19 protein-coding genes and 3 pseudogenes are annotated in these 20,428 nt (G+C 65.2%); 10 read left to right on the forward strand and 12 right to left on the reverse strand.

Annotated elements, in window-relative coordinates; translation table 11 throughout:
* Window positions 1-2: 2 nt before the first annotated feature.
* The 6 genes from xylB (at window position 3) to VGR99_RS13285 (ending at window position 7,524) form a co-directional block, all read left to right on the forward strand.
* Window positions 3-1,448, forward strand: a complete 1,446-nt coding sequence (gene xylB, locus VGR99_RS13260) for a xylulokinase (RefSeq protein ID WP_326898813.1) — start codon at window positions 3-5, stop codon at window positions 1,446-1,448.
* Window positions 1,449-1,577: 129 nt separating this feature from the next.
* The gene (locus tag VGR99_RS13265) at window positions 1,578-3,101 is read left to right on the forward strand and encodes a sugar ABC transporter ATP-binding protein (RefSeq protein WP_326898814.1); all 1,524 of its coding nucleotides are present in this window, start codon (window positions 1,578-1,580) and stop codon (window positions 3,099-3,101) included.
* Window positions 3,094-4,134, forward strand: a complete 1,041-nt coding sequence (locus VGR99_RS13270; protein ID WP_326898815.1) for an ABC transporter permease subunit — start codon at window positions 3,094-3,096, stop codon at window positions 4,132-4,134. The genes VGR99_RS13265 and VGR99_RS13270 overlap by 8 nt, the downstream gene beginning before the upstream one ends.
* A 66-nt stretch (window positions 4,135-4,200) precedes the next feature.
* On the forward strand, window positions 4,201-5,148 hold the full coding sequence (locus VGR99_RS13275) for an ABC transporter substrate-binding protein (protein WP_326898816.1): 948 nt from the start codon (window positions 4,201-4,203) through the stop codon (window positions 5,146-5,148).
* A gap of 125 nt (window positions 5,149-5,273) precedes the next feature.
* On the forward strand, window positions 5,274-5,741 hold the full coding sequence (locus VGR99_RS13280; protein WP_326898817.1) for a MarR family winged helix-turn-helix transcriptional regulator: 468 nt from the start codon (window positions 5,274-5,276) through the stop codon (window positions 5,739-5,741).
* Between the two features lie 43 nt (window positions 5,742-5,784).
* Window positions 5,785-7,524, forward strand: coding sequence for an FAD-dependent oxidoreductase (locus VGR99_RS13285; protein ID WP_326898818.1), 1,740 nt, complete (start codon window positions 5,785-5,787; stop codon window positions 7,522-7,524).
* A 41-nt stretch (window positions 7,525-7,565) separates the two neighbouring features.
* On the opposite strand, the gene VGR99_RS13290 is transcribed toward VGR99_RS13285, so the two are convergent.
* The 4 genes and pseudogenes from VGR99_RS13290 to VGR99_RS13305 all read right to left on the reverse strand — a co-directional run.
* Window positions 7,566-8,075: an Lrp/AsnC family transcriptional regulator gene (locus VGR99_RS13290; protein WP_326898819.1), complete on the reverse strand. Its 510-nt coding sequence runs from the start codon at window positions 8,073-8,075 to the stop codon at window positions 7,566-7,568.
* Between the two features lie 54 nt (window positions 8,076-8,129).
* Complete coding sequence (locus VGR99_RS13295) at window positions 8,130-8,282, reverse strand: hypothetical protein (RefSeq protein ID WP_326898820.1); 153 nt, start codon at window positions 8,280-8,282, stop codon at window positions 8,130-8,132.
* A 204-nt stretch (window positions 8,283-8,486) separates the two neighbouring features.
* A complete protein-coding gene (locus VGR99_RS13300; protein WP_326898821.1) occupies window positions 8,487-8,825 on the reverse strand; it encodes a hypothetical protein in 339 nt (112 codons plus the stop codon).
* 9 nt (window positions 8,826-8,834) lie between these two features.
* Window positions 8,835-9,122: pseudogene (locus tag VGR99_RS13305) on the reverse strand (MetQ/NlpA family ABC transporter substrate-binding protein); the annotation flags it as partial.
* 2 nt (window positions 9,123-9,124) lie between these two features.
* Here VGR99_RS13305 and VGR99_RS13310 point away from each other — a divergent pair.
* Window positions 9,125-9,364: pseudogene (locus tag VGR99_RS13310) on the forward strand (alkanesulfonate monooxygenase); the annotation flags it as partial.
* A gap of 1 nt (window position 9,365) precedes the next feature.
* Here VGR99_RS13310 and VGR99_RS13315 read toward each other — a convergent pair.
* A pseudogene (locus VGR99_RS13315) lies at window positions 9,366-9,839 on the reverse strand (LLM class flavin-dependent oxidoreductase); the annotation flags it as partial.
* Window positions 9,840-9,981: 142 nt separating this feature from the next.
* Between VGR99_RS13315 and VGR99_RS13320 the strand changes: the two are divergent.
* Window positions 9,982-10,338: a hypothetical protein gene (locus VGR99_RS13320; protein WP_326898822.1), complete on the forward strand. Its 357-nt coding sequence runs from the start codon at window positions 9,982-9,984 to the stop codon at window positions 10,336-10,338.
* Window positions 10,339-10,493: 155 nt separating this feature from the next.
* Here VGR99_RS13320 and VGR99_RS13325 read toward each other — a convergent pair whose 3' ends face one another.
* A complete protein-coding gene (locus tag VGR99_RS13325) occupies window positions 10,494-11,906 on the reverse strand; it encodes an LLM class flavin-dependent oxidoreductase (RefSeq protein ID WP_326898823.1) in 1,413 nt (470 codons plus the stop codon).
* 255 nt (window positions 11,907-12,161) lie between these two features.
* Between VGR99_RS13325 and VGR99_RS13330 the strand changes: the two genes are divergently transcribed.
* Both VGR99_RS13330 and VGR99_RS13335 read left to right on the forward strand, forming a co-directional pair.
* The gene (locus VGR99_RS13330) at window positions 12,162-13,481 is read left to right on the forward strand and encodes an O-acetylhomoserine aminocarboxypropyltransferase/cysteine synthase family protein (RefSeq protein ID WP_326898824.1); all 1,320 of its coding nucleotides are present in this window, start codon (window positions 12,162-12,164) and stop codon (window positions 13,479-13,481) included.
* A 37-nt stretch (window positions 13,482-13,518) separates the two neighbouring features.
* A complete protein-coding gene (locus tag VGR99_RS13335) occupies window positions 13,519-14,316 on the forward strand; it encodes a MetQ/NlpA family ABC transporter substrate-binding protein (RefSeq protein WP_326898825.1) in 798 nt (265 codons plus the stop codon).
* Window positions 14,317-14,428: 112 nt separating this feature from the next.
* Here the strand turns inward: VGR99_RS13335 and VGR99_RS13340 are convergent, their stop codons facing one another.
* The 6 genes from VGR99_RS13340 to VGR99_RS13365 are packed head-to-tail and all read right to left on the reverse strand — an operon-like array spanning window position 14,429 to window position 20,418.
* The gene (locus tag VGR99_RS13340) at window positions 14,429-15,055 is read right to left on the reverse strand and encodes an NAD(P)H-dependent oxidoreductase (RefSeq protein WP_326898826.1); all 627 of its coding nucleotides are present in this window, start codon (window positions 15,053-15,055) and stop codon (window positions 14,429-14,431) included.
* 3 nt (window positions 15,056-15,058) lie between these two features.
* A complete protein-coding gene (locus VGR99_RS13345; RefSeq protein WP_326898827.1) occupies window positions 15,059-16,636 on the reverse strand; it encodes an isochorismatase family protein in 1,578 nt (525 codons plus the stop codon).
* Between the two features lie 21 nt (window positions 16,637-16,657).
* Window positions 16,658-17,506, reverse strand: coding sequence for an MBL fold metallo-hydrolase (locus VGR99_RS13350; protein ID WP_212300604.1), 849 nt, complete (start codon window positions 17,504-17,506; stop codon window positions 16,658-16,660).
* Between the two features lie 31 nt (window positions 17,507-17,537).
* The gene (locus VGR99_RS13355; RefSeq protein WP_326898828.1) at window positions 17,538-18,422 is read right to left on the reverse strand and encodes an amidohydrolase family protein; all 885 of its coding nucleotides are present in this window, start codon (window positions 18,420-18,422) and stop codon (window positions 17,538-17,540) included.
* Entirely contained in the window at window positions 18,419-19,540 is a 1,122-nt protein-coding gene (locus tag VGR99_RS13360) for a vWA domain-containing protein (protein ID WP_326898829.1), read from the reverse strand. Before VGR99_RS13360 ends, VGR99_RS13355 begins: the two co-directional genes overlap by 4 nt.
* Window positions 19,537-20,418 carry a MoxR family ATPase gene (locus VGR99_RS13365; RefSeq protein WP_326898830.1) on the reverse strand — a complete coding sequence of 294 codons (882 nt, stop codon included), beginning with the start codon at window positions 20,416-20,418 and terminating at the stop codon, window positions 19,537-19,539. The genes VGR99_RS13360 and VGR99_RS13365 overlap by 4 nt, the downstream gene beginning before the upstream one ends.
* Between the last annotated feature and the right edge of the window lie 10 nt (window positions 20,419-20,428).

Consider the following 20,428-nt stretch of genomic DNA (forward strand, 5'->3'; position numbering starts at 1 on the left):
CCATGTATCTCGGCATCGATCTCGGGACTTCCGCGGTCAAGACCGTTCTCGTCGACGATACCCAGCGCGTGATCGCAAGCGAGAGCCGGCCGCTTGCGACGGTCTCGCCGCAAGCGGGCCATTACGAGCAGGACCCTGCGCAATGGATCGATGCGGCCTTTGCCACGCTGGATGCTCTGAAGGCGAGCCATGCCGGTGCGTTGGCGGCCGTCGAAGGCATCGGACTGTCCGGCCAGATGCATGGTGCCACGCTGGTCGATGCGAGCGGAAAGCCGCTCCGGCCCTGCATCCTCTGGAACGACGGACGCGCGGCCGCAGAGTGTCGTATTCTGGAACGACGCTGGCCTGCCTTGCGTGCGACCACGGGCAACAAGGCGATGCCGGGCTTCACCGCGCCGAAGCTGTTGTGGATTGCGACGCACGAGCCTGAAGCATTTGCGGCGACCAAGCTCGTTCTGCTGCCAAAGGCCTATTTGCGCCTGGTGCTATCGGGCGAGGCCGTCGAGGACGTCTCGGATGCATCGGGATCGCTGTGGCTCGACGCCGCGCGCCGGGACTGGTCGGACGCCGCATTGGCGGCGACCGGCCTGTCGCGCGATCACATGCCGCGTCTGGTCGAGGGATGCGCGCCCGCAGCAGGACTGCGGGGAGAACTCGCCCGGCGTTGGGGCATGCGCGGGCAGCCCGTGATCGCGGGCGGCGCCGGCGACAATCCGGCGGGCGCCGTCGGCATCGGCGCGATCCAGCCTGGAACCGCATTCGTGTCGTTGGGAACTTCGGGGGCCTTGCTGGCGCCGACCAGCGCCATCGCCGCCAACCCGGATCGCGCGGTGCATACATTCTGTCACGCCATTCCCGGCATGTGGATTCAGGCCGGTGCGATTCTTTCGGCCGCCTCCTGCCTCGCCTGGATCGCGCGCCTGTTTGGCGCCAGCGAGGCCGAGTTGCTGGCGCCGCTTGGATCGCACCCGCGGGCGCCGTCTCCGGTGAGCTTCCTGCCTTATCTCGCCGGCGAGCGGACGCCGCATGACGATCCCTTCGTCCGGGGTATGCTCGACGGCTTGAGCCATGGCACCGATCGCGGGAGTATCGTGCAGGCCGTGCTCGAAGGCGTTGCCTTCGCGCTGGCCGACTGCCGCGACGCGCTCGCCGATGCCGGCATCGCGATTGCGGAGGCCGATGCCATTGGTGGCGGTTCGCGGTCCCCGTTCTGGCTCTCGCTGCTGGCGAGCGTGCTGAATGTTCCGGTCCATCGTTTTGCCGGAGGCGAGACCGGCGCGGCGTTCGGTGCGGCGAGATTGGGGCGGCTTGCTGTCACCGGTGAGGCGGTCGCCGCCGTGTGCACGCGGCCGCAGCGCATCGAGACCTTCGAACCCGACACTGAGCTGGTCGCTGCTTATGCCGAGCGGCTTCCCGCCTGGCGCGAACTGTATCGGCCGCGCCACTAGCGCCGCTTCGATGTTGCGTTTCCGTGTGTTCGGTATTGCCCTGTGCCGCGGCCTTTTGTTTAATGCGTGAACCGCGCTGACAGCCAATTGAGACGCGGGTAGGAAACGCATTGTGCGTCGGGAGGCACGATGGACGATCCGATCCTCGAGATGCGCGGGGTCTCGAAATCCTTCTTCGGCATCAAGGCGCTGCGTGCCGTCGATCTCACCGTCTATGCCGGCGAAATTCATGCTTTGATGGGAGAGAACGGCGCCGGCAAGTCGACGCTGATGAAGATCCTGTCCGGCGCCTACCGGCCTGATCCCGGCGGCGAGGTCCGCATCGAAGGACATCCGGTCCGGATCGAAGGTCCGCTCGGCGGCCGCGCGGCGGGCATTTCCATCATCTATCAGGAGCTGTCGCTGGCGCCCAATCTCAGCGTTGCCGAGAATATCTATCTGGGGCGGGAGCTATCGCATGCAGGCTTGCTGGCCCGCGGCGAGATGCGTGAGGGCGTCGGGCCCATACTGACGCGGCTCGGCGCAGACTTCCTGCCATCGACGCTGGTGGCGCACCTGTCCATGGGCCAGCGGCAATTGGTCGAGATCGCCCGAGCGCTGCACGCCAGATCAAAGATCCTGATCATGGACGAGCCGACAACCTCGCTGTCAGCCGCCGAAAGCGAGCGGCTGTTCGCGCTGATCCGCCAGCTTCGCGCCGAGGGGCTTGCCATCATCTACATCTCGCATCGCATGGACGAGGTCTACGCGCTCGGCGACCGCGTCACGGTGCTGCGCGACGGCCGGCTGGTCGGCTCGCTCGACAAGCAGGACATCCGCGCCGACACCATCGTCCGCATGATGGTCGGGCGCGATGTCTCCTCGTTCTACAAGAAGGAGCACGATGCCGAAGCGGGACGGGGACATCCGGTGCTTGCGGCGATCGATATGGCTGACGGGCACCGCGTCAAGGGCTGCTCGCTCACCGTGCATGCAGGCGAGGTGGTGGGGCTCGCCGGCCTGATCGGCGCCGGCCGCACCGAGCTTGCGCATCTCATCATCGGCGCGGCGCCGAAGACTGCAGGCCGCCTCGAGCTGGAGGGACGCCCGATCGACATACGCACGCCGGGCGAGGCGCTCGCGGCCGGCATCGCTTACCTGACGGAAGACAGGAAGGCGCTCGGCCTGTTTCTCGACATGTCGTGCCTCGACAACATCAATCTCGCCGTGCTCGGGCGCGATGCGAAGCTCGGCTGCGTCCTGGATCGCGACAAGGCGCGTGACCGCGCCGACCGAGCCTTCGCAGGGCTCAGCATCCGCGCTGCCGATGTCGGCGTCGCCGCAGGCAGCCTGTCCGGCGGCAACCAGCAGAAGGTGCTGCTGTCGCGGCTTCTCGCCATTGCGCCGAGGGTCCTGGTCCTCGACGAGCCGACGCGCGGTGTCGACGTCGGCGCCAAGTCGGAAATCTATTCGATCATCGACAATCTGGCCAAGGCCGGCACGGCGATCCTCGTCATCTCCTCCGATCTGCCCGAGATCATCGGCATCTGCGACCGCGTCGTCGTGATGCGCGCCGGCCACATCGCCGGCGAAGTCACGCGCGGCCCACATTCGCCGCTGGCGCAGGAAGACATCATGGCGCTTGCCACGGGGATGGAGCATCTCGATGCCTGACAACGGTGCCTCGAAGGCCAGTCCCGCTCCGACGACGACCAACGGTGCGGCCGCAGAGACGAGGCGTCAGCGGGTGAGGATGCTGATCAGCGCGCTCGGCATGCTGCCGGTGCTGCTGATTCTCTGTATCGGTTTCCACATGCTGTCCGAGGGGCGCTTCTTCACCGGGCAAAATCTCGGCATCGTGTTGCAGCAGGCCGCGGTGAACACCGTGCTCGCCGCCGGCATGACCTTTGTCATCCTCACCGGCGGCATCGACCTCTCGGTCGGCTCGATCCTGGCGGCCTCCGCGATGGCCGGGTTGACGCTCTCCAAGCTGCCGGAGCTTGGCATGCTGTGGCTGCCGGCCGCGCTGCTCACCGGCCTTGGCTTCGGCCTCGTCAACGGCGCGCTGATCGCGCTCCTGCGCCTGCCGCCTTTCATCGTGACGCTCGGCTCGCTCACCGCCGTGCGCGGTCTGGCGCGACTGCTCGGCGCCGATACCACCGTGTTCAATCCTTCCATTCCCTATGCGTTCATCGGCAACGGCTCGCTGACGCTCGTTCCAGGCGTCGCGTCGATCCCGTGGCTCTCGGTGATCGCCCTGTTCGTCATCTTCGTCTCGTGGCTGGTGCTGCGCCGGACCGTGCTCGGCGTGCACATCTATGCGGTGGGCGGCAACGAAAGCGCGGCGCGGCTTGCCGGCATCAAGGTCCGGGCCGTGCTGATCTTCGTCTACGGCGTCTCGGGACTGTTCGCCGGGCTCGGCGGCGCGATGCAGGCGGCGCGCCTCTATGCGGCCAATGGTCTGCAGCTCGGCCAGTCCTATGAGCTCGACGCGATCACCGCCGTGATCCTGGGTGGCACCTCGTTCGTCGGCGGCATCGGCTCGATCTGGGGCACGCTGGTCGGCGCGTTGATCATCGCGGTGCTGTCGAACGGCCTGATCCTCATCGGCGTCTCCGACATCTGGCAATATGTGATCAAGGGCCTCGTCATCATCGGCGCCGTGGCGCTCGACCGCTACCGCCTGCAAGGGTCGGCCAGAACGTGATGCGATGTTCCGTTGCGGCAACTGGTCTGCCGTGCCGGGGATGAAGACAGACCAGGGAGGAAGCCAATGTTGAAGACGATCACGTTCGCCGGCGCTGCCATGGCGCTCGCCCTAAGCACCGCGCCATCCTTCGCCAAGGAGCTCAAGTCGATCGGCGTCTCGCTCGGTTCGATGGGCAACCCGTTCTTCGTCGCGCTGTCGAAGGGCGCCGAGTTCGAGGCCAGGAAGACCAATCCCAATGTGAAGATCACGGCGGTCGGCTTCGAATACGATCTCGGCAAGCAGGTCACCCAGATCGACAATTTCATTGCTGCCGGTGTGGATCTGATCCTGCTGAACCCGGGCGATCCCAAGGCGATCGGTCCGGCGATCAAGAAGGCGCAGGCGGCAGGCATCGTTGTCGTCGCGGTCGACACCGCGGCCGAAGGCGCCGATGCCACCGTGACGACCAACAACGTGCAGGCCGGCGAGATCTCCTGCCAGTACATCATCGACAAACTGGGAGGCAAAGGCGACGTCGTCATCGAGAACGGGCCGCAGGTCTCCGCCGTGATCGACCGCGTCGTCGGCTGCAAGAATGTCTTCTCGAAGAATCCCGGCATCAAGGTGCTGTCCAGCGACCAGGACGGCAAGGGCTCGCGCGAAGGCGGTCTCAACGTGGCGCAGGGCTATCTGACGCGCTTCCCCAAGATCGACGCCATCTTCGCCATCAACGATCCACAGGCGATCGGTACCGATCTTGCGGCACGCCAGCAGAACCGCACGGGCATCATTATCACCGCGGTCGACGGCGCACCCGACATCGAGGCCGCGCTGAAGGATCCGCAGTCGCCGCAGATCCAGGCCTCCGCTTCGCAGGACCCGTTCTTCATGGCGCGGCGGGCCGTGCAGGTCGGCGTCGGCATTCTCGACGGCCAGAAACCGGCCTCCACCGTCGAGCTCTTGCCGTCCAAGCTCGTAACCAGGGACAACGTCGCGGAGTACAAGGGCTGGACCTCGGATCGCTCGCAGTAGGACGTCGCCCACTGCCGAGACCGCTCGAAACACGCCATGGCAGGCGGCGTTCTCATGAACGCCGGCTGCGGCCTCATGTGTTAGCCTTGCGCGATCTCGATCGGTCGATTCGGAAAGCAGATCCATTGAAAGCCAGGACATCCGGCACGGCGTGGCGGCATGCCAATATCGGTCGGCTGCTCAACAACGCAGTGCGCCGCTTCGAGGGCCGCGTGCTCGAACTGATGAGCGAGAAAGGCCACGACGAGACGCGCATCGCCCATGTCAGTCTGACCCGCAACCTCGACGTGGAGGGGACGCGGCTCACCGAGCTCGCCCGCCGCGCATCCATGAGCAAGCAGGCGATGGGCGAGCTGGTCGATCAATGTGCCGAGCTCGGCCTCGTCGACCGCATCGCCGATCCGACCGACCGGCGCGCGCGCATCGTCATGTTCACGCCGGCCGGGCGCAAATGGCTCGATGCATTCCGCGACGCGGTCGACATCGCCGAGCAGGAGATGCGCGCCGAGCTCGGCAAGCCCGCGATGGACGCGATCCTGAAGGGGCTGGCGGTCTATGGCGAGAGGTTCGACACGCTCGGCGATGTCTATTAGTCAGGCAGCTTGACGAATTAGTCAGGTAACCTTACCATACAGGATGCTGGTAAGGAGAAGCGTCGTGGAAACGCGTCTGACGGCCTCGGTGCTTATCGTGGGTGGGGGGCCTTGCGGGCTGATGCTGGCCAATGAACTCGGCCGGCGCGGCGTCTGCTCGATCCTGGTCGACGAGAAGCCAGGCACCGCATTCAATCCTCAAGCCAATGCGACCCAGGCGCGCTCGATGGAGCATTATCGTCGGCTGGGCTTTGCCGACGAGATCAGGCGCGAAGGCCTGCCCGCCGATTATCCGACCGACGTTGCCTATTTCACCCGTTATGCCGGCTACGAGCTGGCGCGCTTTGCGTTGCCGTCATCGTCACGCGCGGGTGAGCTCATCAAGGGCATGTCCGGGTCCTGGAGCGCGGCGGAGCTGCCGCATCGGGTTTCGCAGAAATATGTCGAGGCGGTGCTGCGCCGGCACGCCGAACGGCTTTCCGGAATAAACCTCAACTACGGTCATCGGCTGATCGGCTACGTCGAAGGCGATGACGGCATCGTTGCCGACATCGAACGTCGCGACGATGGTCATCGCTTCCAGGTCCGGGCCGGCTTCCTGGTTGGCGCCGACGGGCCGCGCTCGATGGTGCGGCAGTCGCTTGGCATCGTCTATGGCGGCGAGACCGGAACGCAGCGCGATTTCATGGGCGGCCGCATGCTGGCGGTCTATCTCCGTGCGCCGGAGTTTTATGCGAGCATCCCGCACGCCAAGGCGTGGATGTATAATTGCTTCAACTGCGACCGCCGCGCCTTCATGGCATCGGTCAACGGCCGCGATGAATTCGCGTTTCACACCCAGCTTCGACCGGGTGAGGACGAGAGCGCGATCACGATCAACGATGCCAAAGCCGCGTTCCAGCGTGCCTGCGGCGCGCCGATCGATTGCGAGGTGCTGTCGTTCCTGACCTGGACAGCGGGCCATGCGCTGGTTGCAAATGGCATGCAGCGGGGCAGGGTGTTTCTCGGCGGCGATGCGGCGCATCTGTTCACGCCGACCGGCGGGCTCGGCTACAACACTGCGATCGAGGATGCCGTCAATCTCGGCTGGAAGCTCGCAAGTGTCCTCAAGGGCGTGAGTCCGTCCGCGCTACTCGACAGCTACGAGATCGAGCGGCGCCCGGTGGCGCTCCGCAACACCGATTATGCGCGGCGCTTTGCGGACTCCCTTGGTCTGTTCGCGCCCGCGCCGGAGATCGAAAACGACACGGATGCAGGGCGCGAGGCACGGCGGGCCGCGGGTACCTATCTCGAACGACACGCGCGTGCCGAATTCAATATCCCAGGCGTCACCTTCGGCGGACGTTATGACGGCTCGCCGATCATCGTGTCCGATGGCAGCACGCCCCCGCCCGATGCAGCGAATGTCTACGTTCCGAGCGCTTGTCCCGGCGGCCGCGCGCCGCATGCATGGCTGGAAGACGGCGTGTCCTTGTATGATCTGTTCGGGTTCGAATGGACACTGCTCCAGTTCGGCGAGGTCACCCCGGCTCACGCTCCGCTCGCCGAGGCCGTCCGCACGCTCAGGGCCGACGTGAAGCTTGTGACGCTGCCGGGATCCCTGCGCGCTCTCTATGACGCCGACTTCGCCCTGATACGTCCCGACCAGATCGTGGCCTGGCGCGGCAACGCATCGCAGGCCGAGGCGATCGGACGCGTCCTTGCCCGCGCTCTCGGGCACTCCAATCCGACCGGACACGAGCGGATCCGCGGTGTCGTCGATGAAGGATCAGGGCTTCTTTGATGCGCGATTGGTGAATTCGTTGCCTGGCGCGGGCCCGGCATTCACTCCACCGGGACTGGCGGGATCGGCAGCGCCGTGATCGATTTGATCTTCTCCATCGCGAAGCGCGAGGTGACGTTCTTGAGCGGAACGGCGTGGATCAGCTTCTTGTAGAACACGTCGTAGCTCTGCATGTCGGGGATCACGACGCGCAGCATGTAGTCGACATCGCCGGCCATCCGGTAAAATTCCATCACCTCGGGCATGGCGCGGACCGCCTCGGCGAAACGCTTCAGCCACGCATCGGAGTGATCCGCGCTCTCCACGGAAACGAAAACCGAAAGGCCGAGCCCGATCTTGTTCTGGTCGACCAGCGCGACGCGCTTGAGGATGACGCCGTCGGCTTCCAGCCGTTGAATGCGCTTCCAGCACGGCGTGGACGACAGGCCGACCCGGTCGCCGATCTCGGCCACCGAGAGCGAGGCGTCCTCCTGAAGCACCGTCAGGATCTTGCGGTCGATGGCATCGAGGCGGCGGCCGGTCTCGGCGAGCTGCAGCGCAGCGTCGGTCATGTCGTGTTACCTTTGTGTCAGGGAAGGCGCAGGGCTGGCACTTGCGCGGAATTGTCAGCCGTGAGGCCCGAACAGGAAAATCTCGTAAAGGTCGTCCTGCGGGGTGTCCGGGCCGCCTGTCTGCGGCCGCAGCGAGCGCCGGAACCATCCGCGTGCTTGTTCGATCAACCGAACAAAGCCTGACTGCAGCGAGATGACGTAGCTCATGTTCACTCCGGACGACGGTGTAGGGCGAGAACCCGGAAAAGCTATCACGGCGGGGATGGCGTTGAACATTGCTACACGTTGATCGGAATCAGTTTGGTTGAATCGTGCTGGTCTCGTCGCCAGCGCGGCTGGAAAATTCCACGGCGTTTGGCGGCGATGGATGATTTTGATGTCCGTTGCCGGAACAGAAGCATGGCTTGGCTGCTAGTCAGCCGTCAGGAGCGCGAGCACGTCGGCATGCCGGAGCTGTGCTGCGGACCCGGGATTCGGTGATCTGTGACAGGATGCCGACTTTGGATAGAGCATGGGCATGCCCATCCCCACGCTCATGCCTGCGAACGCCGCAGACAGCAGCGCTCGCTCGGTCTGCCCGTGCAAATGCGCGCCCGTCATGACGCCCAGTGCGAAGAGGAAGGTGAGCAGCGGGACTCCCGGGAAGATAACGGCCTCGCGGAAGCGGAGCCGGTCGGTGACCGCCCGCGCGTCGATCGCGCGCTGGGCAACGGAACGGCGGCTGGCCCATTCCAGCGTGAACTCGAACATGCGTTCCGCTCACTTCATGTAGTCGGGCAGGGTGAAGCCGTCATAGAAACGGTCAGCCAGGATCGCCGTCTTGAACGTCGGCGATTTGTAGCCGGCGACGATGTCCTGAGCCCACTCGGCATTTGCGTTGCTCTTCTTTACCGCCAGCACGTTGATGTAGGGCGTCGTCATCTTCTCGAGCGCGAAGGCGTTGGTCAGCTTCAACCCGCTGAAGATCGCGAAATTGCCCTGAATGGCGGCGAAGTCGACGTCGTCGAGCGCCCGTGGCGCCTGCGCGGCTTCGAGCGGAACGAGCTTAGACCATGCAGAAGACGCTCGGGGTCGGCAGCAATGGCGGCACCGCCGCGGGGCTGGTCGGCAGTTACGACGAGGTCGCGGCGCGCATCGAGGCGTTCCATGCCGCCGGCATCGGGCTCTTCATGCTGCAGTTCCAGCCGTTCGAGGCCGAGATGCGGCGGTTTGCGGAGGAGATTATCCCCCGTGTCCGGACGAGGCAGTCGACCGGGCCTTCCGAGAAGTTCGCCCGGTCCCTTGCGTAAATCAGGCCGACGCGACCTCCGGCGCTCGCTTCGCGAAGCGGTTCGCCGGCCGCGTCAGTCCAAAATGGTCGCGCAATGTCGTGCCGGTGTATTCGGTCCGGAACAATCCGCGTCCTTGCAGGATCGGGACGACGGTATCGACGAAGGTCTCCAGCCCCGTGGGCAGAACGTCCGGCATCAGGTTGAAGCCGTCGGCAGCGCTGGCCTTGAACCAGGCCTCGATATCGTCGGCGATCTGCTCCGGTGTGCCGACGATGATCCGGTGGCCGACGCCGCCGCCGAGCGCGCGGATCAGTTGGCGGACGGTCAGATTGCCGCGGCGGGCGATGTTGACGGTGCCCTGGAACATGGTGTGGTTGGCGTTGACCGGTAGCGGCAGAGGCTCCGGCAGGGGCTTGTCGAGTTCGAGCAAAGCGGGGTCGATCTGAAGCGTGCCGGCGAGACGCGCCAGGCTGTATTCGATCGGGACCATCTGGCGCGGAAAGGAACGAACATTCTCCTGTGCGCCGCGCATGAAGAATGGAGTTGTCTGACCGGCAGGACCGCGGGTGCGCGGCAGATTGCAGCTAGTGCTTGGCCGCAGTGGCCCGGATCGCAGCCGTCAGGGTTCTCAGGGAATGTTTGGTCTGCTGATCCCCGGGACTTGCATGCAGCACCACGTCGCGCGACGGAAGCGCTGGCGGCCCCAATTGCGCGCCGACATCGATTGTATCGGCAGGAGCGACGCGTCGCCCGAGCGCCGCCACCGCAAGACCCGCGGAGATCGCCGCGCCGATGGTGGCGACGCCGCCGCCGAGGTCGATGCACCCCGGCAAAGCGACGGCGTCCAGGTTTGCACTGCCGGCTGGATGGGCTTTCGCTCTCTTGAACTGTCCGTGACCGATTTGCGCATTGCGCCTGTCGCGCAGGCCGCGTCCTCGTCCGACGGAACACGCCGCGTGGAGCGATCTGCCCGACGATGTATCACGTCGTGAATGCACTTGCCGAATTGCCCGTCATCGAGCCGCGCGGAGGACGGGTGCAGCATTCGCGAGGCGGAAAGCCCTATCTCGACCAGAAAAGACTGTCGTGAAGAGCCGTTCTGCTTGCGATGGCCGATGCGTGGTAGCGCCCCGGGTCGATCGGGCCGCTATTCGGCAGCGTCGACTTGGCGAACGTCTGCCGCGCTGGTCGGCAGGCGTCGGAAACTCGCGCCGGGATGCGTGCTGTGCAGTCGCGGGCCGCGTCCCGGGAACAGCTTTTCGCGCAGCGTTCCCTCGCGATAGGCGGTCTTGTAGACGCCGCGCGATTGCAGCTCCGGGACCACGAGATCGACGAAGGCGTTCAGCGATTCCGGCGCGACCAGGCGGAACAGGTTGAAGCCGTCGACGTCGGTCTCATCCGCCCAGGCGATCAGTTCGTCGGCGACGTCCTGCGGCGAGCCGACCACGAAGGGCGAACGGGCGCCGGCGCGGCTTAGCCTCGCGAGGTCGCCGACCTTGACCGGCCGGTCGCTCCGCACCGTAAAATTCTCGACCATCGACTGAATGGCGTTGCTCTCGACATACTCGATCGGCTGGTCGGGCCGATAGGTCGAGAAGTCGATGCCGGTCCAGCCCGACAACAGGGCGAGCTGGCCGGTCTGGTCGACATGCTGCGCGTAATCCTCGAGCAGATCGTTCGCCTCGGCACGGGTCGGCGCCACGATCACGGTCGCGCCGGCAAACAGGCGGATGTCATAGGGATCGCGGCCATAGGCCCTGGCTGCCTGCCGGATCTCGCGCACGGCGCGCGCAAGGATGGGCTTGGTCTGGCCATTGAGAAAGATCGCTTCCGAATGCTGGGCCGCGAAGGCGCGGCCGCGCTTCGAGGTGCCGGCCTGATACAGCAACGGCGTTCGCTGCGGCGAGGGCTCGGCGAGATGGATGCCGTCGACCTTGAAATAAGGGCCGTCGTGCCGCACCCGATGGAGCTTCGCTGGATCCGTGAAAATGCGGCGGTCGCGGTCCCGGCGAACGGCGTCGTCCTCCCAGCTTCCTTCCCACAGCTTGTAGGTTGCGGTGAGAAAGTCCTCGGCCGCGTCATGGCGGTCGTCATGGGCGCGGTTGGCTGGCAGGCCCATGCCGCGCGCGCCGCTGTTGAGATAGCCGGTGACGATGTTCCAGCCGATCCTGCCGTTGGTGATGTGATCGAGTGTCGAAAACGTGCGGGCCAATTGATAGGGATGTTCGAACGTCAGGTTCGAGGTGATGCCGAAGCCGAGATGGTGGGTGACGAGTGCCATGGCGGACACGAGCAGCGTCGGATCCGCGTTGGGAAGCTGCACGGCATGTAACGCGGCGGCATCGGCATTGCCGCTATAGACGTCGTACACGCCGAACACATCGGCCAGGAAGATGCCGTCGAGCAGCCCGCGCTCCGCGGTCCTGGCGTAGTCGGCCCAATATTCGAGCGTGTTGTAGTCGATCGACGCATCGCGCGGATGAGACCAGAGGCCGGCCCAATTGTGGCTCGGCGCGGTCATGTTGAAAGCGTTGAAGCGCAGCTCGCGCGGTCTCGTCATGGTCTGGGCCCGATCATCAATTGCGAAGCCGATCCGCTTCGCGTGACCATTTTTTATCATTTTGCGCGAGCGAGTTTGTTTCCAATTCAACGAAGGACCGGAAACAAACGCATCACAAAGCGGCGTCGTTGCAGCACGCGCATCGCTATTTCTCCGACCGGCTCGACAGCCGCGGAATCCGACCGCATCCTTTTCGACGACAAGCACGGCTTGCCGCGCACGATGCGCTCTCTCGAGATCGAAAGGTAATTGCAGATGGCGTTGGAGACCCGGAACTTCGAGACGCTCGCGTTGCATGGTGGATCGTACCGCGCCGACCCCGCGACAGGCGCGGTGGCCGTTCCAATCTACCAGACCACGTCATTCCAGTTCGAAAACACCGATCACGCCTCGCGCCTGTTCGCGCTCGAGCAGCTAGGCCCGATCTACACCCGGATCGGAAATCCGACCCAGCAGGCGTTTGAGGATCGGCTTGCTGCGCTCGAGGGCGGTGCAGCTGCCCTCGCTGTCGCCTCCGGACAGACGGCTTCCGCCTTCGCGATCTTCAACATCGCCCAGGCCGGCGACAACATCGTGTCCTCGACCGATCTCTATGGCGGCACCTGGACACTGCTGTCGCAGACCCTGAAGCAATTCGGCATCGAGGTCCGGTTTGTCGACCCGGCCGACCCTGAGAACTTCCGCCGCGCGACCGATGCGAAGACAAGGGCCTATTTCGGCGAGACGCTCCCGAATCCCAAGCTGAATGTCTTTCCGATCAAGGAGGTCGCGGATATCGGACGCTCGCTTGGCGTACCGCTCATTCTCGACAATACGGCCTCGCCACTGATCGCGCGTCCGTTCGAGCATGGTGCCGCGGTGGTGGTCTATTCCACGACCAAATATATCGGTGGCCACGGCACTGCGATCGGCGGCGCCATCGTCGACGGCGGCAATTTCGACTGGGCCGCGCACGCGGATCGCTTTCCGCTGCTGAACACGCCTGATGAGGCCTATCACGGCGCCATCTGGACCGAGGCGGCGAAGCCGCTTGGCCCGATCGCCTACATCCTGCGCGCCCGCGTCAAGCTACTGCGCGACCTCGGTGCATCGATCGCGCCGCAGAATGCCTTCCAGTTCATCCAGGGGCTCGAAACCCTGCCGCTGCGCATCCGCCAGCACAACGAGAACGCGGTCAAGGTCGCGAACTTCCTCTCCAAGCACGCCTCGGTGTCGAACGTGATCTTCCCCGGCTTGCAGAACGGGGAGAACCGGCGCAGGGCCGATGTCTATCTGAAGGGCGGCTATGGCGGGCTGGTCGGCTTCGAGCTGAAGGGTGGCGTGGAAGCCGGGCGGCGCTTCATCGATGCGCTAAAACTGTTCTATCACGTCGCCAATATCGGCGACGCCCGCTCGCTGGCCATTCATCCGGCATCGACGACGCATCAGCAACTCACCTCGGCCGAGCAACTCGCCGCGGGCGTTACGCCCGGCTACGTCCGCCTCTCGGTCGGGATCGAGCATCCCGACGATATCCTGGCGGATCTCAGCCAGGCGCTGGCGCAGGCCGATGCCGGCGCGCGCAAGGCCGCGTGAGACATTTCCCACGAATTGAAAACGGAATTTCGAAATAATGAAGATCCTTCGTCGTACCGCCCAGGCCGCCGGTCTTTGGCTGGCATTCACCGCGGCTGCGTTCGCCGCCGAACCCCTGAAGATCGCAACCAGCGCCGGCCCTGTCGGGCAGTTGGCGTCCTTTGCCGCCAAGCTCGCCAAGGACAAAGGACAGGACGTCAAGATTGTCGAGCTGTCGGACTGGGTGGCGTTGAACGAGGTCGTGAACAGCGGCGAGGTCGATGCCAATCTGTTCCAGCATGCGACCTATCTTGCGCTTCAGAACAAGCAGCGCGGCTTCAACCTGGTGCAGGCCGACAAGGTCGGTGTGATCGCGCCGGTCGGGCTGTTCTCGAAGAAGGTCAAGACGCTCGACGAGATCAAGTCCGGCGATAGCGTTGCCATCCCGAACGAGCCGCTCAACGGTGCGCGGGGCCTGATCCTGCTGGAGCGGGCCGGGCTGATCAAGCTCGCGCCAGGCAAGGGCTTCTCGGTCAGCAAGTTCGACATCACCGACAATCCCAGGAACCTCAAGATCGTCGAGCTCGACCCGGCGCAGACCTATCGGTCGCTCGACGACGTGACGCTGGCACTGGTCAACATCACCTATCTCATTCCGGCTGGCGGCGATCCGAAATCCGCACTGATCATCGATCGCACCGTCGACGAAGGCCTGGTGCTGCGCTTCACGGCCCGGCCGGACAAGAAGGATGATCCGCGGCTGAAAGCCTTCATCCAGGTGTTCAATTCGCCCGAGGTGAAGCAGTTCATCGAGGAGAAGCTGCCGGCGTTCATTCCTGCGGGTTTCAGCAGCTAGGGGGCCGCGCTGCGAGGGGACAGGGTCGTTGGCTCTGTCGTGACCGACGCGACAAGACACGTTAGATGGTGCCGCGTGCAGCGCGTGTACGGCGAGAGCCGAGGATTGCGCGCTAAAACCGCCTCGCCATGTCGGAGAGACGGCGGTGCGCGGTATCGCGGGCGGCGCGGACCGGTTCGGCGGGGCCCGCCGTCGGTCCGATCGGCACGAAACGCACATCGCTGATGCCGATGAAGCGGAGCGCCTCGCGCAGGTACGGTGTCGCCATGTCGATGCGGCCGCGGTTCATGCCGGTGGCAAAGTCGCTGCCGGAGGCGAGGATGACGATGGTTGGCCGGTCCTTCAGCAAAGGAAGATAGCCCTGCGCCGGATCGAAGCGGAACGTCAGGCCGGGCTGGATGATGATGTCGAACCACTGCTTCAGCTTGTAGGGGATGCCGAAATTCCACATCGGGGTCGAGATCAGCACGCGATCGGCCAGCGAGAAGCGTAGCGCCATCCGCTCGGCCTCGGCAAAGCTCTCGCGCTGCGCGTCGTTGAAGCTTTGCGCTTTCATGCGCGCATATTTGGCTTCGACGATGGGGCCGGTAAATTCCGGCATCCGCTCGCGCCAGAGATCGACGACGTCGATGTCCCAATCCGGCCGCGCCTGACGAAGGCCTTCGAGGAAGACCTGCGCGCCGGCGCTCGACTCGGAGTCAGGGCGCGGCGAGCAGGAAAGGTGCAGGAGCTTCGCCACCGCTCATCCCAGCGCTCTGATGACGGCGTCCGCGCGGGTGACGACGGCGACGTTCTGCATGGCAAAGTTGATCGAGGCCGAGTGCCAGTCGGCATTCATGGTCGAGCAGCAGTCCTCCGGTACGATCATGAAATAGCCCTTGTCGGCACCGGTGCGCGCGGTGTGCTCGACCGACATGTTGGTCCAGGCGCCGGTGTTGATGATCATGTCACGGCCGGTCGCTTTCAGGATCGTCTCCAGCCGCGTGCCTTCCCAGGCGCTCATCCGCATCTTTTCGACGACGAAATCGCCGGGCCGCGGCTCCAGGCCGGAAACCGGCGCCGCGCCCCAACTGCCGCGTACCATGGCCTTGCTGTCGACGAGCCCCTCGAACAGCGGCGCGTTCAGCGTGACGCCGGGTGCGCCGGGCTCGACCACGAACCAGACATGGATGATGGCGACGCCGCGGGCCCGCGCCGTCTCGGCAAGGCGGCGGACGTTCTCGACGACATGCTGCTGCTTCGCATGGCCAGGCGCACCTGATTCAGCGAATGCGCCGCCATCCATGATGACGTCGTTTTGAAGATCCTGGATAATCATGGCGCAACGGCTTGGATCGAGCCGCATCTCGCCGTCGGCGAGGATCGGTGCCGCGGCCGCAGGGCCCGCGCTCACGGCACCGCCACTGCTGCGCCTGCCGTTCATATAGGGCTCGTGGCGCGGACCGGCCTTGGTGGGGACGGCATAGACCGAATGCGTCGAGGTCAGGTACAGGGTGCGAAAGTCCGGTCCGCCCCAGGCGAGGTTCGCGACCATCTCGGGCACCCGCACCTTTCCGAGCAGCTCACCGCGGGGCGAATAGACCCAGACTCCGCCGGGCGCGGTAACCCAGACATTGCCGTGCTGGTCGCACTTCATGCCGTCGGGCAGGCCCGCCTCGAGTTCGGAGCGAATACCGCTTGCGAACACGCGCGCGTTCGACAGCGTGCCGTCGGCATTGACGTCGAACACGCGGATCAGCGCCTGCACGGTGTCGTTGACATAAAGCAGCTTTTCGTCGGGCGAGAAGCACAGCCCGTTCGGCTGGTCGAACAGATTGCGTTCCACCACGAGCTTCGGCTCGCTGCCGGGCACGACACGATAGACGCCTTGGAAGCCGAGCTGGCGCGGGCGCTCGACGCCATAGACCGGCATGCGGCCATACCAGGGATCCGAGAAATAGATCGCGCCTGAGGAGTGGACGCAGACATCGTTCGGGCTGTTGAGCTCCTGCCCCTGGAAGTGCGAGGCCAGCACCTCGCGCCGCCCGTCCGGCCGTTCGCGGATCAGCGACGAGGTCGCGTGCTCGCAGACGATCAGATTGAGCTCTGCATCATATGTCATGCCGTTGCATTTGTTCGAGGGCCGCTTGACCTCGGCGACGCCGCGCCGCGCATCCCAGCGCCGGCGCACGTCGCCCGGCATGTCCGAGAACAGCAGATAGTGATCGGCCGGGTGCCAGATCGGTCCTTCCGTGAAGTCAAAACCCGTGCCGACCTGCGCGACCGGCGCATAGGGGTCGATCAGGGTTTCGAATTCGGAGCGCAGGGTGACGTGCGTCATCGGTCGATCCACAAGATCATCTTAGGCCGGGAACCAGTTGCGCGCGGGCAGCGACTGCACGATGGGGCCGGGGACCTGGTCGTGCAGCCGGCCGACGACGTTGCCGCCTTCGATCTTGGCCGGGCGGTCGTGCACGGGCAGCAGATAGCGCGAATTGCTGAGCAGCTTCTTGATCGCGGCCTTTTCCGCGCGCTTGCTGGTGCCGTGGTTGCCGGTGGTGCGCGGCTCCCAGTCGTGGATCTCGTTGAAGGGCGTCACGATCTGGTCGTTGAAATCGTAGATGACGTCGCCGCAGATGGTGGCGATGCCGTCCGCAGTTTCGACGATGATGTTCATGGAGCCCTCGGTGTGGGCGCCGGCGGCGTCGCAATAGACGCCGGGCATCAGCTCGATCGGGCCGGTGATCTCGAGATCAAGGAAGCGCAACGCGCTCTTGGTGTGCAGGCGGTCGATCAGGTGCTTGATGTCGGGCGCCGGATATTGCGGATGCATCAGGCCGGAGACGGAGTATTCCAGCTCCTTGCGGTTGAGCACGACGGTCGTGTTCATCGGGAACAGATCGTCCTTGCCCGCGTGGTCGATGTGCAGATGGGTGTGGCAGACGAAGCGGACATCGCCCATGCGGACGCCGTGACGGGCAAGCTGGTTCTCGATCATGTTCTCGTGGTACTGCAAGCCGCGCATGCCCAGCGTCTCCATGATCTGGTTGGAGCGGTAGCCGGTGTCGACCACGACCGGATATTTGCCACCGAGGATCAAAAAGCCCAGCGTAAGGACGCGGCGGGTGCGGCCGCAATCGCGGCCGAGCACCAGAAAGCTCGATTCCAATTCGATATCGCCATAGTCCAGGATCTTGATCTCCAGCGCCATTCGTTTCCCTCCCTGATCTGTTTCTTGTCGGTCAAAGCCGGTAGACGCGCGTCGCGGTGCCTCTGAAGATCGCGTCCTGTTGCGCAGAGCTCAGTGGCGCGGCGGCTGCGCGAAACGCGTCGACGAGCTCGCGATAGCTGGTCCACAGTTTCTCGATCGGAAAATTGGAGCCGAACATGCAACGCTCGGCGCCGAAGATTGCGACGGTGTCCATGACAACAGCGGCAATATGGGCGGGATCGTTGCGGTGGATGAAGGTGCCGAGGCCCGAGAGTTTTGAAACAATGTTAGGGCAGGCCGCGAGCCGGGCCATTCCGGCGCGCCAGGCCGCGCGTCCCGCAGGCGAGAGGTCTTCGAGCATGCCGGCATGCTGCAGGATGAAGGTCACCTTGGGGCATGACTCCGCGAGCTGCGCGGCATCCGGCATCTGCGGCGTGAAGACCTGCAGGTCAAAGCTCCAGCCGTAATCGGCGAGATGCGCGATGTTGCGGCGGACCAGGGGATCGAGGCAGAGGTCGGGCCTGGCCGCGAAGCGATAGAGCGGGTTTTCGTGCCAGTGCAGCTGCATGCGCACGCCACGCACCAGGGAATAGCGTTTCAGCCGGTCGAGCTGCGGGCGCACATCGTCTACGGCAAAGTTGGCATAGGAGACGATGGCGTGCGGCCAGCCATGTTCGTCGGCGGTCTGCTGCACCCAGGCCGCTTCGTCCTCGAAACGGTCGTTCGCCCAGTTGGTCTGGACGTAGACCGAGCGGCTCACGCCGGAGCCTCTGAGGTCGTCGAGATATTCCTCGATCGGATAGTCGCGCCGGATCGGCTCGTAGGGTCCGAAGATGCGGGGCTGCATGGGGCCGGTCAGCCAGGGCAGGTCGGCCTGCCGCCAGATGTGATGATGCCCATCGACAATCTCGGTCACGCAACTCTCCTTCGTCCCAGTGCCAGTACATGCGCGACGATCGACGCGCTCGATCCGCCGTCGACGAGGTCGTCGACGAAGCGCTCGATGGCGACGAGCGCCTCGGTCTGCGGACGGAAACCCGGGCCTGTCGCGAGCGGCGTCAGCCAGCTCAGGCGCCAGGCCCGCCGCGACAGCTTTGCCACGGCGTCGCGCAGTGCATCCGGCTCGCCGCGCTCCAATCCATCCGAGACGATGACCACGGCTGCGCCGCGCGCATAGCCGCCGAAACGAGGCACCGCGAGGAAGGCCTGCAATGCATCGCCGATGCGGGTGCCGCCATCCCAGTCGCTGACGAGGTGGGCGGCCGCGCTCAGCGCCTGCTCGCGGCGCTTCAGCCGCAGCGCGCGGGTGACGCGGGTCAGGCGCGTGCCGAAGGTGAAGACCTCGACATTGGGCGCGGCCTGAACCAGCGCGTGCGCCAGCTTCATGTTGTCCTCGGTGCGGCTCTTCATCGAACCGGAGACGTCGATCAGCAGCAGGAATTTTCGCGGGCGCCGGCGCCGCTTCATGTGACCGAGCCGCAGGATCTCGCCATCGCTGCGGACGCTGTCGCGCAAGGTACGGCGGAGGTCGGCGAAAGGACCGCGGCGGGCGCGCATGCGGCGGTGGCCGCGCCGCCGGGGCAGCCGCCGCGGGGCCTCGCGCGCCAAACGACGGAGGGCGTCCGTGGCGGAGAGCTGGGTGAAGCGGCGCTCGACCAGCGCCTCGGTGCGCGTTGCGGTCAGGCCGGACTCAATGGCCTCGTCGGACAGCAGCGGCTCGTCCTCGCCGCGGCCTTCTTCCTGAAGCCGGACGGTCTCATCATCCTCGCCGTCGTCGGCGCGCTCGATCGCCTCGCTGCCGCGGAAGTGCAGATCGAACAGCCGATCGAAAGTGGCGCGGCGCTCGGGCGGCGGGGCGAGGGTGGCTAGCGCCGCCTGCTTGATGTCCCTGAGGTTGCGTGGCCCGAGCAGCTCGATCGCGGTGAGGAACGCGGTGGTCTGCTCTGGCGCAACGGCGAAGCCGTTGGCACGCAGCAGTCCGACAAAGGAGATGAATATGCGGGCTGCCCGCGGCAGCTGGAGTTCTGTGCTCATGCGGTCGCCTCCGCGAGCATCGTATCGAGACGGGGCGATATGAAGTGCAGGTCCTCCTCATCCTTCAGCGCCACGCCAATCGAACGCTTGAAGGCGTCGGGCCAGCGCGCGCCACCCTTGTTGAGGAGCGTTGCGGCCTCGGCCCAGTCGACAGCTTCGGCGATACCCGGTGCCTTGCTGAGCGGTTCGCGCCTCAGCCTGCCGACAGCCGCGACGACGGCACGTGCAGTCGCCTCGGCAACACTGGAGGCCCGCAGCATGATGATGCGGGCCTCACGTTCTTCCGTGGGATAATCGATCCAGTGGTAGACACAGCGGCGACGCAAGGCTTCGTGCAGGTCTCGTGTCCGGTTTGACGTCAGCACGACGACGGGCCGCTCGGCGGCACGCACCGTTCCGCGCTCCGGGATCGAGATCTGGAAATCGGACAAGAATTCGAGCAGGAATGCCTCGAATTCCTGGTCGGCACGGTCAATTTCGTCGATCAGCAGCACGGTGGAGTCAGGCGCGCGCAGTGCCGCCAGCATGGGACGCTCGATCAGAAAGGTCTCGCCATAGATATCGATGCTCTCGTCGCCGGCCTGGCGGATCGCGAGCATCTGGCGCGGGTAGTTCCACTCATAGAGCGCAGCGGAGGCGTCGATCCCCTCGTAGCACTGCAGGCGGATCAGCCGGCGGCCGAGCACCGCGGCGATGGCCTTTGCCGCTTCCGTCTTGCCGACACCCGGCGCGCCCTCGAGCAGCAGCGGCTTGCCGAGCGCAAGGCCGAGATAGGCAGCGGTCGCAAGGCCTTCGTCGGCGAGGTAATAGGCCGCGCGCAGCGCCTTCTCCAGCGCCTCCGGGCTGTCGATGCCGACGATGTTGCTGCGGACCGCCATGAACCAAGAC

The sequence above is a fragment of the Bradyrhizobium sp. genome (assembly GCF_035935975.1).
Lineage (GTDB): Bacteria > Pseudomonadota > Alphaproteobacteria > Rhizobiales > Xanthobacteraceae > Bradyrhizobium.

Coding starts and splice junctions, on each gene's coding strand:
- VGR99_RS13345 (WP_326898827.1), bottom strand. CDS start 16,636: ATGACGCACGTCACCCTGCGCTCCGAATTCGAAACCCTGATCGACCCC.
- VGR99_RS13285 (WP_326898818.1), top strand. CDS start 5,785: ATGCTGGTAAGGAGAAGCGTCGTGGAAACGCGTCTGACGGCCTCGGTG.
- VGR99_RS13270 (WP_326898815.1), top strand. CDS start 3,094: ATGCCTGACAACGGTGCCTCGAAGGCCAGTCCCGCTCCGACGACGACC.
- VGR99_RS13350 (WP_212300604.1), bottom strand. CDS start 17,506: ATGGCGCTGGAGATCAAGATCCTGGACTATGGCGATATCGAATTGGAA.
- VGR99_RS13335 (WP_326898825.1), top strand. CDS start 13,519: ATGAAGATCCTTCGTCGTACCGCCCAGGCCGCCGGTCTTTGGCTGGCA.
- VGR99_RS13325 (WP_326898823.1), bottom strand. CDS start 11,906: ATGACGAGACCGCGCGAGCTGCGCTTCAACGCTTTCAACATGACCGCG.
- VGR99_RS13295 (WP_326898820.1), bottom strand. CDS start 8,282: ATGAGCTACGTCATCTCGCTGCAGTCAGGCTTTGTTCGGTTGATCGAA.
- VGR99_RS13265 (WP_326898814.1), top strand. CDS start 1,578: ATGGACGATCCGATCCTCGAGATGCGCGGGGTCTCGAAATCCTTCTTC.
- VGR99_RS13360 (WP_326898829.1), bottom strand. CDS start 19,540: ATGAGCACAGAACTCCAGCTGCCGCGGGCAGCCCGCATATTCATCTCC.
- VGR99_RS13320 (WP_326898822.1), top strand. CDS start 9,982: ATGTTTGGTCTGCTGATCCCCGGGACTTGCATGCAGCACCACGTCGCG.
- xylB (WP_326898813.1), top strand. CDS start 3: ATGTATCTCGGCATCGATCTCGGGACTTCCGCGGTCAAGACCGTTCTC.
- VGR99_RS13330 (WP_326898824.1), top strand. CDS start 12,162: ATGGCGTTGGAGACCCGGAACTTCGAGACGCTCGCGTTGCATGGTGGA.
- VGR99_RS13365 (WP_326898830.1), bottom strand. CDS start 20,418: ATGGCGGTCCGCAGCAACATCGTCGGCATCGACAGCCCGGAGGCGCTG.
- VGR99_RS13290 (WP_326898819.1), bottom strand. CDS start 8,075: ATGACCGACGCTGCGCTGCAGCTCGCCGAGACCGGCCGCCGCCTCGAT.
- VGR99_RS13275 (WP_326898816.1), top strand. CDS start 4,201: ATGTTGAAGACGATCACGTTCGCCGGCGCTGCCATGGCGCTCGCCCTA.
- VGR99_RS13300 (WP_326898821.1), bottom strand. CDS start 8,825: ATGTTCGAGTTCACGCTGGAATGGGCCAGCCGCCGTTCCGTTGCCCAG.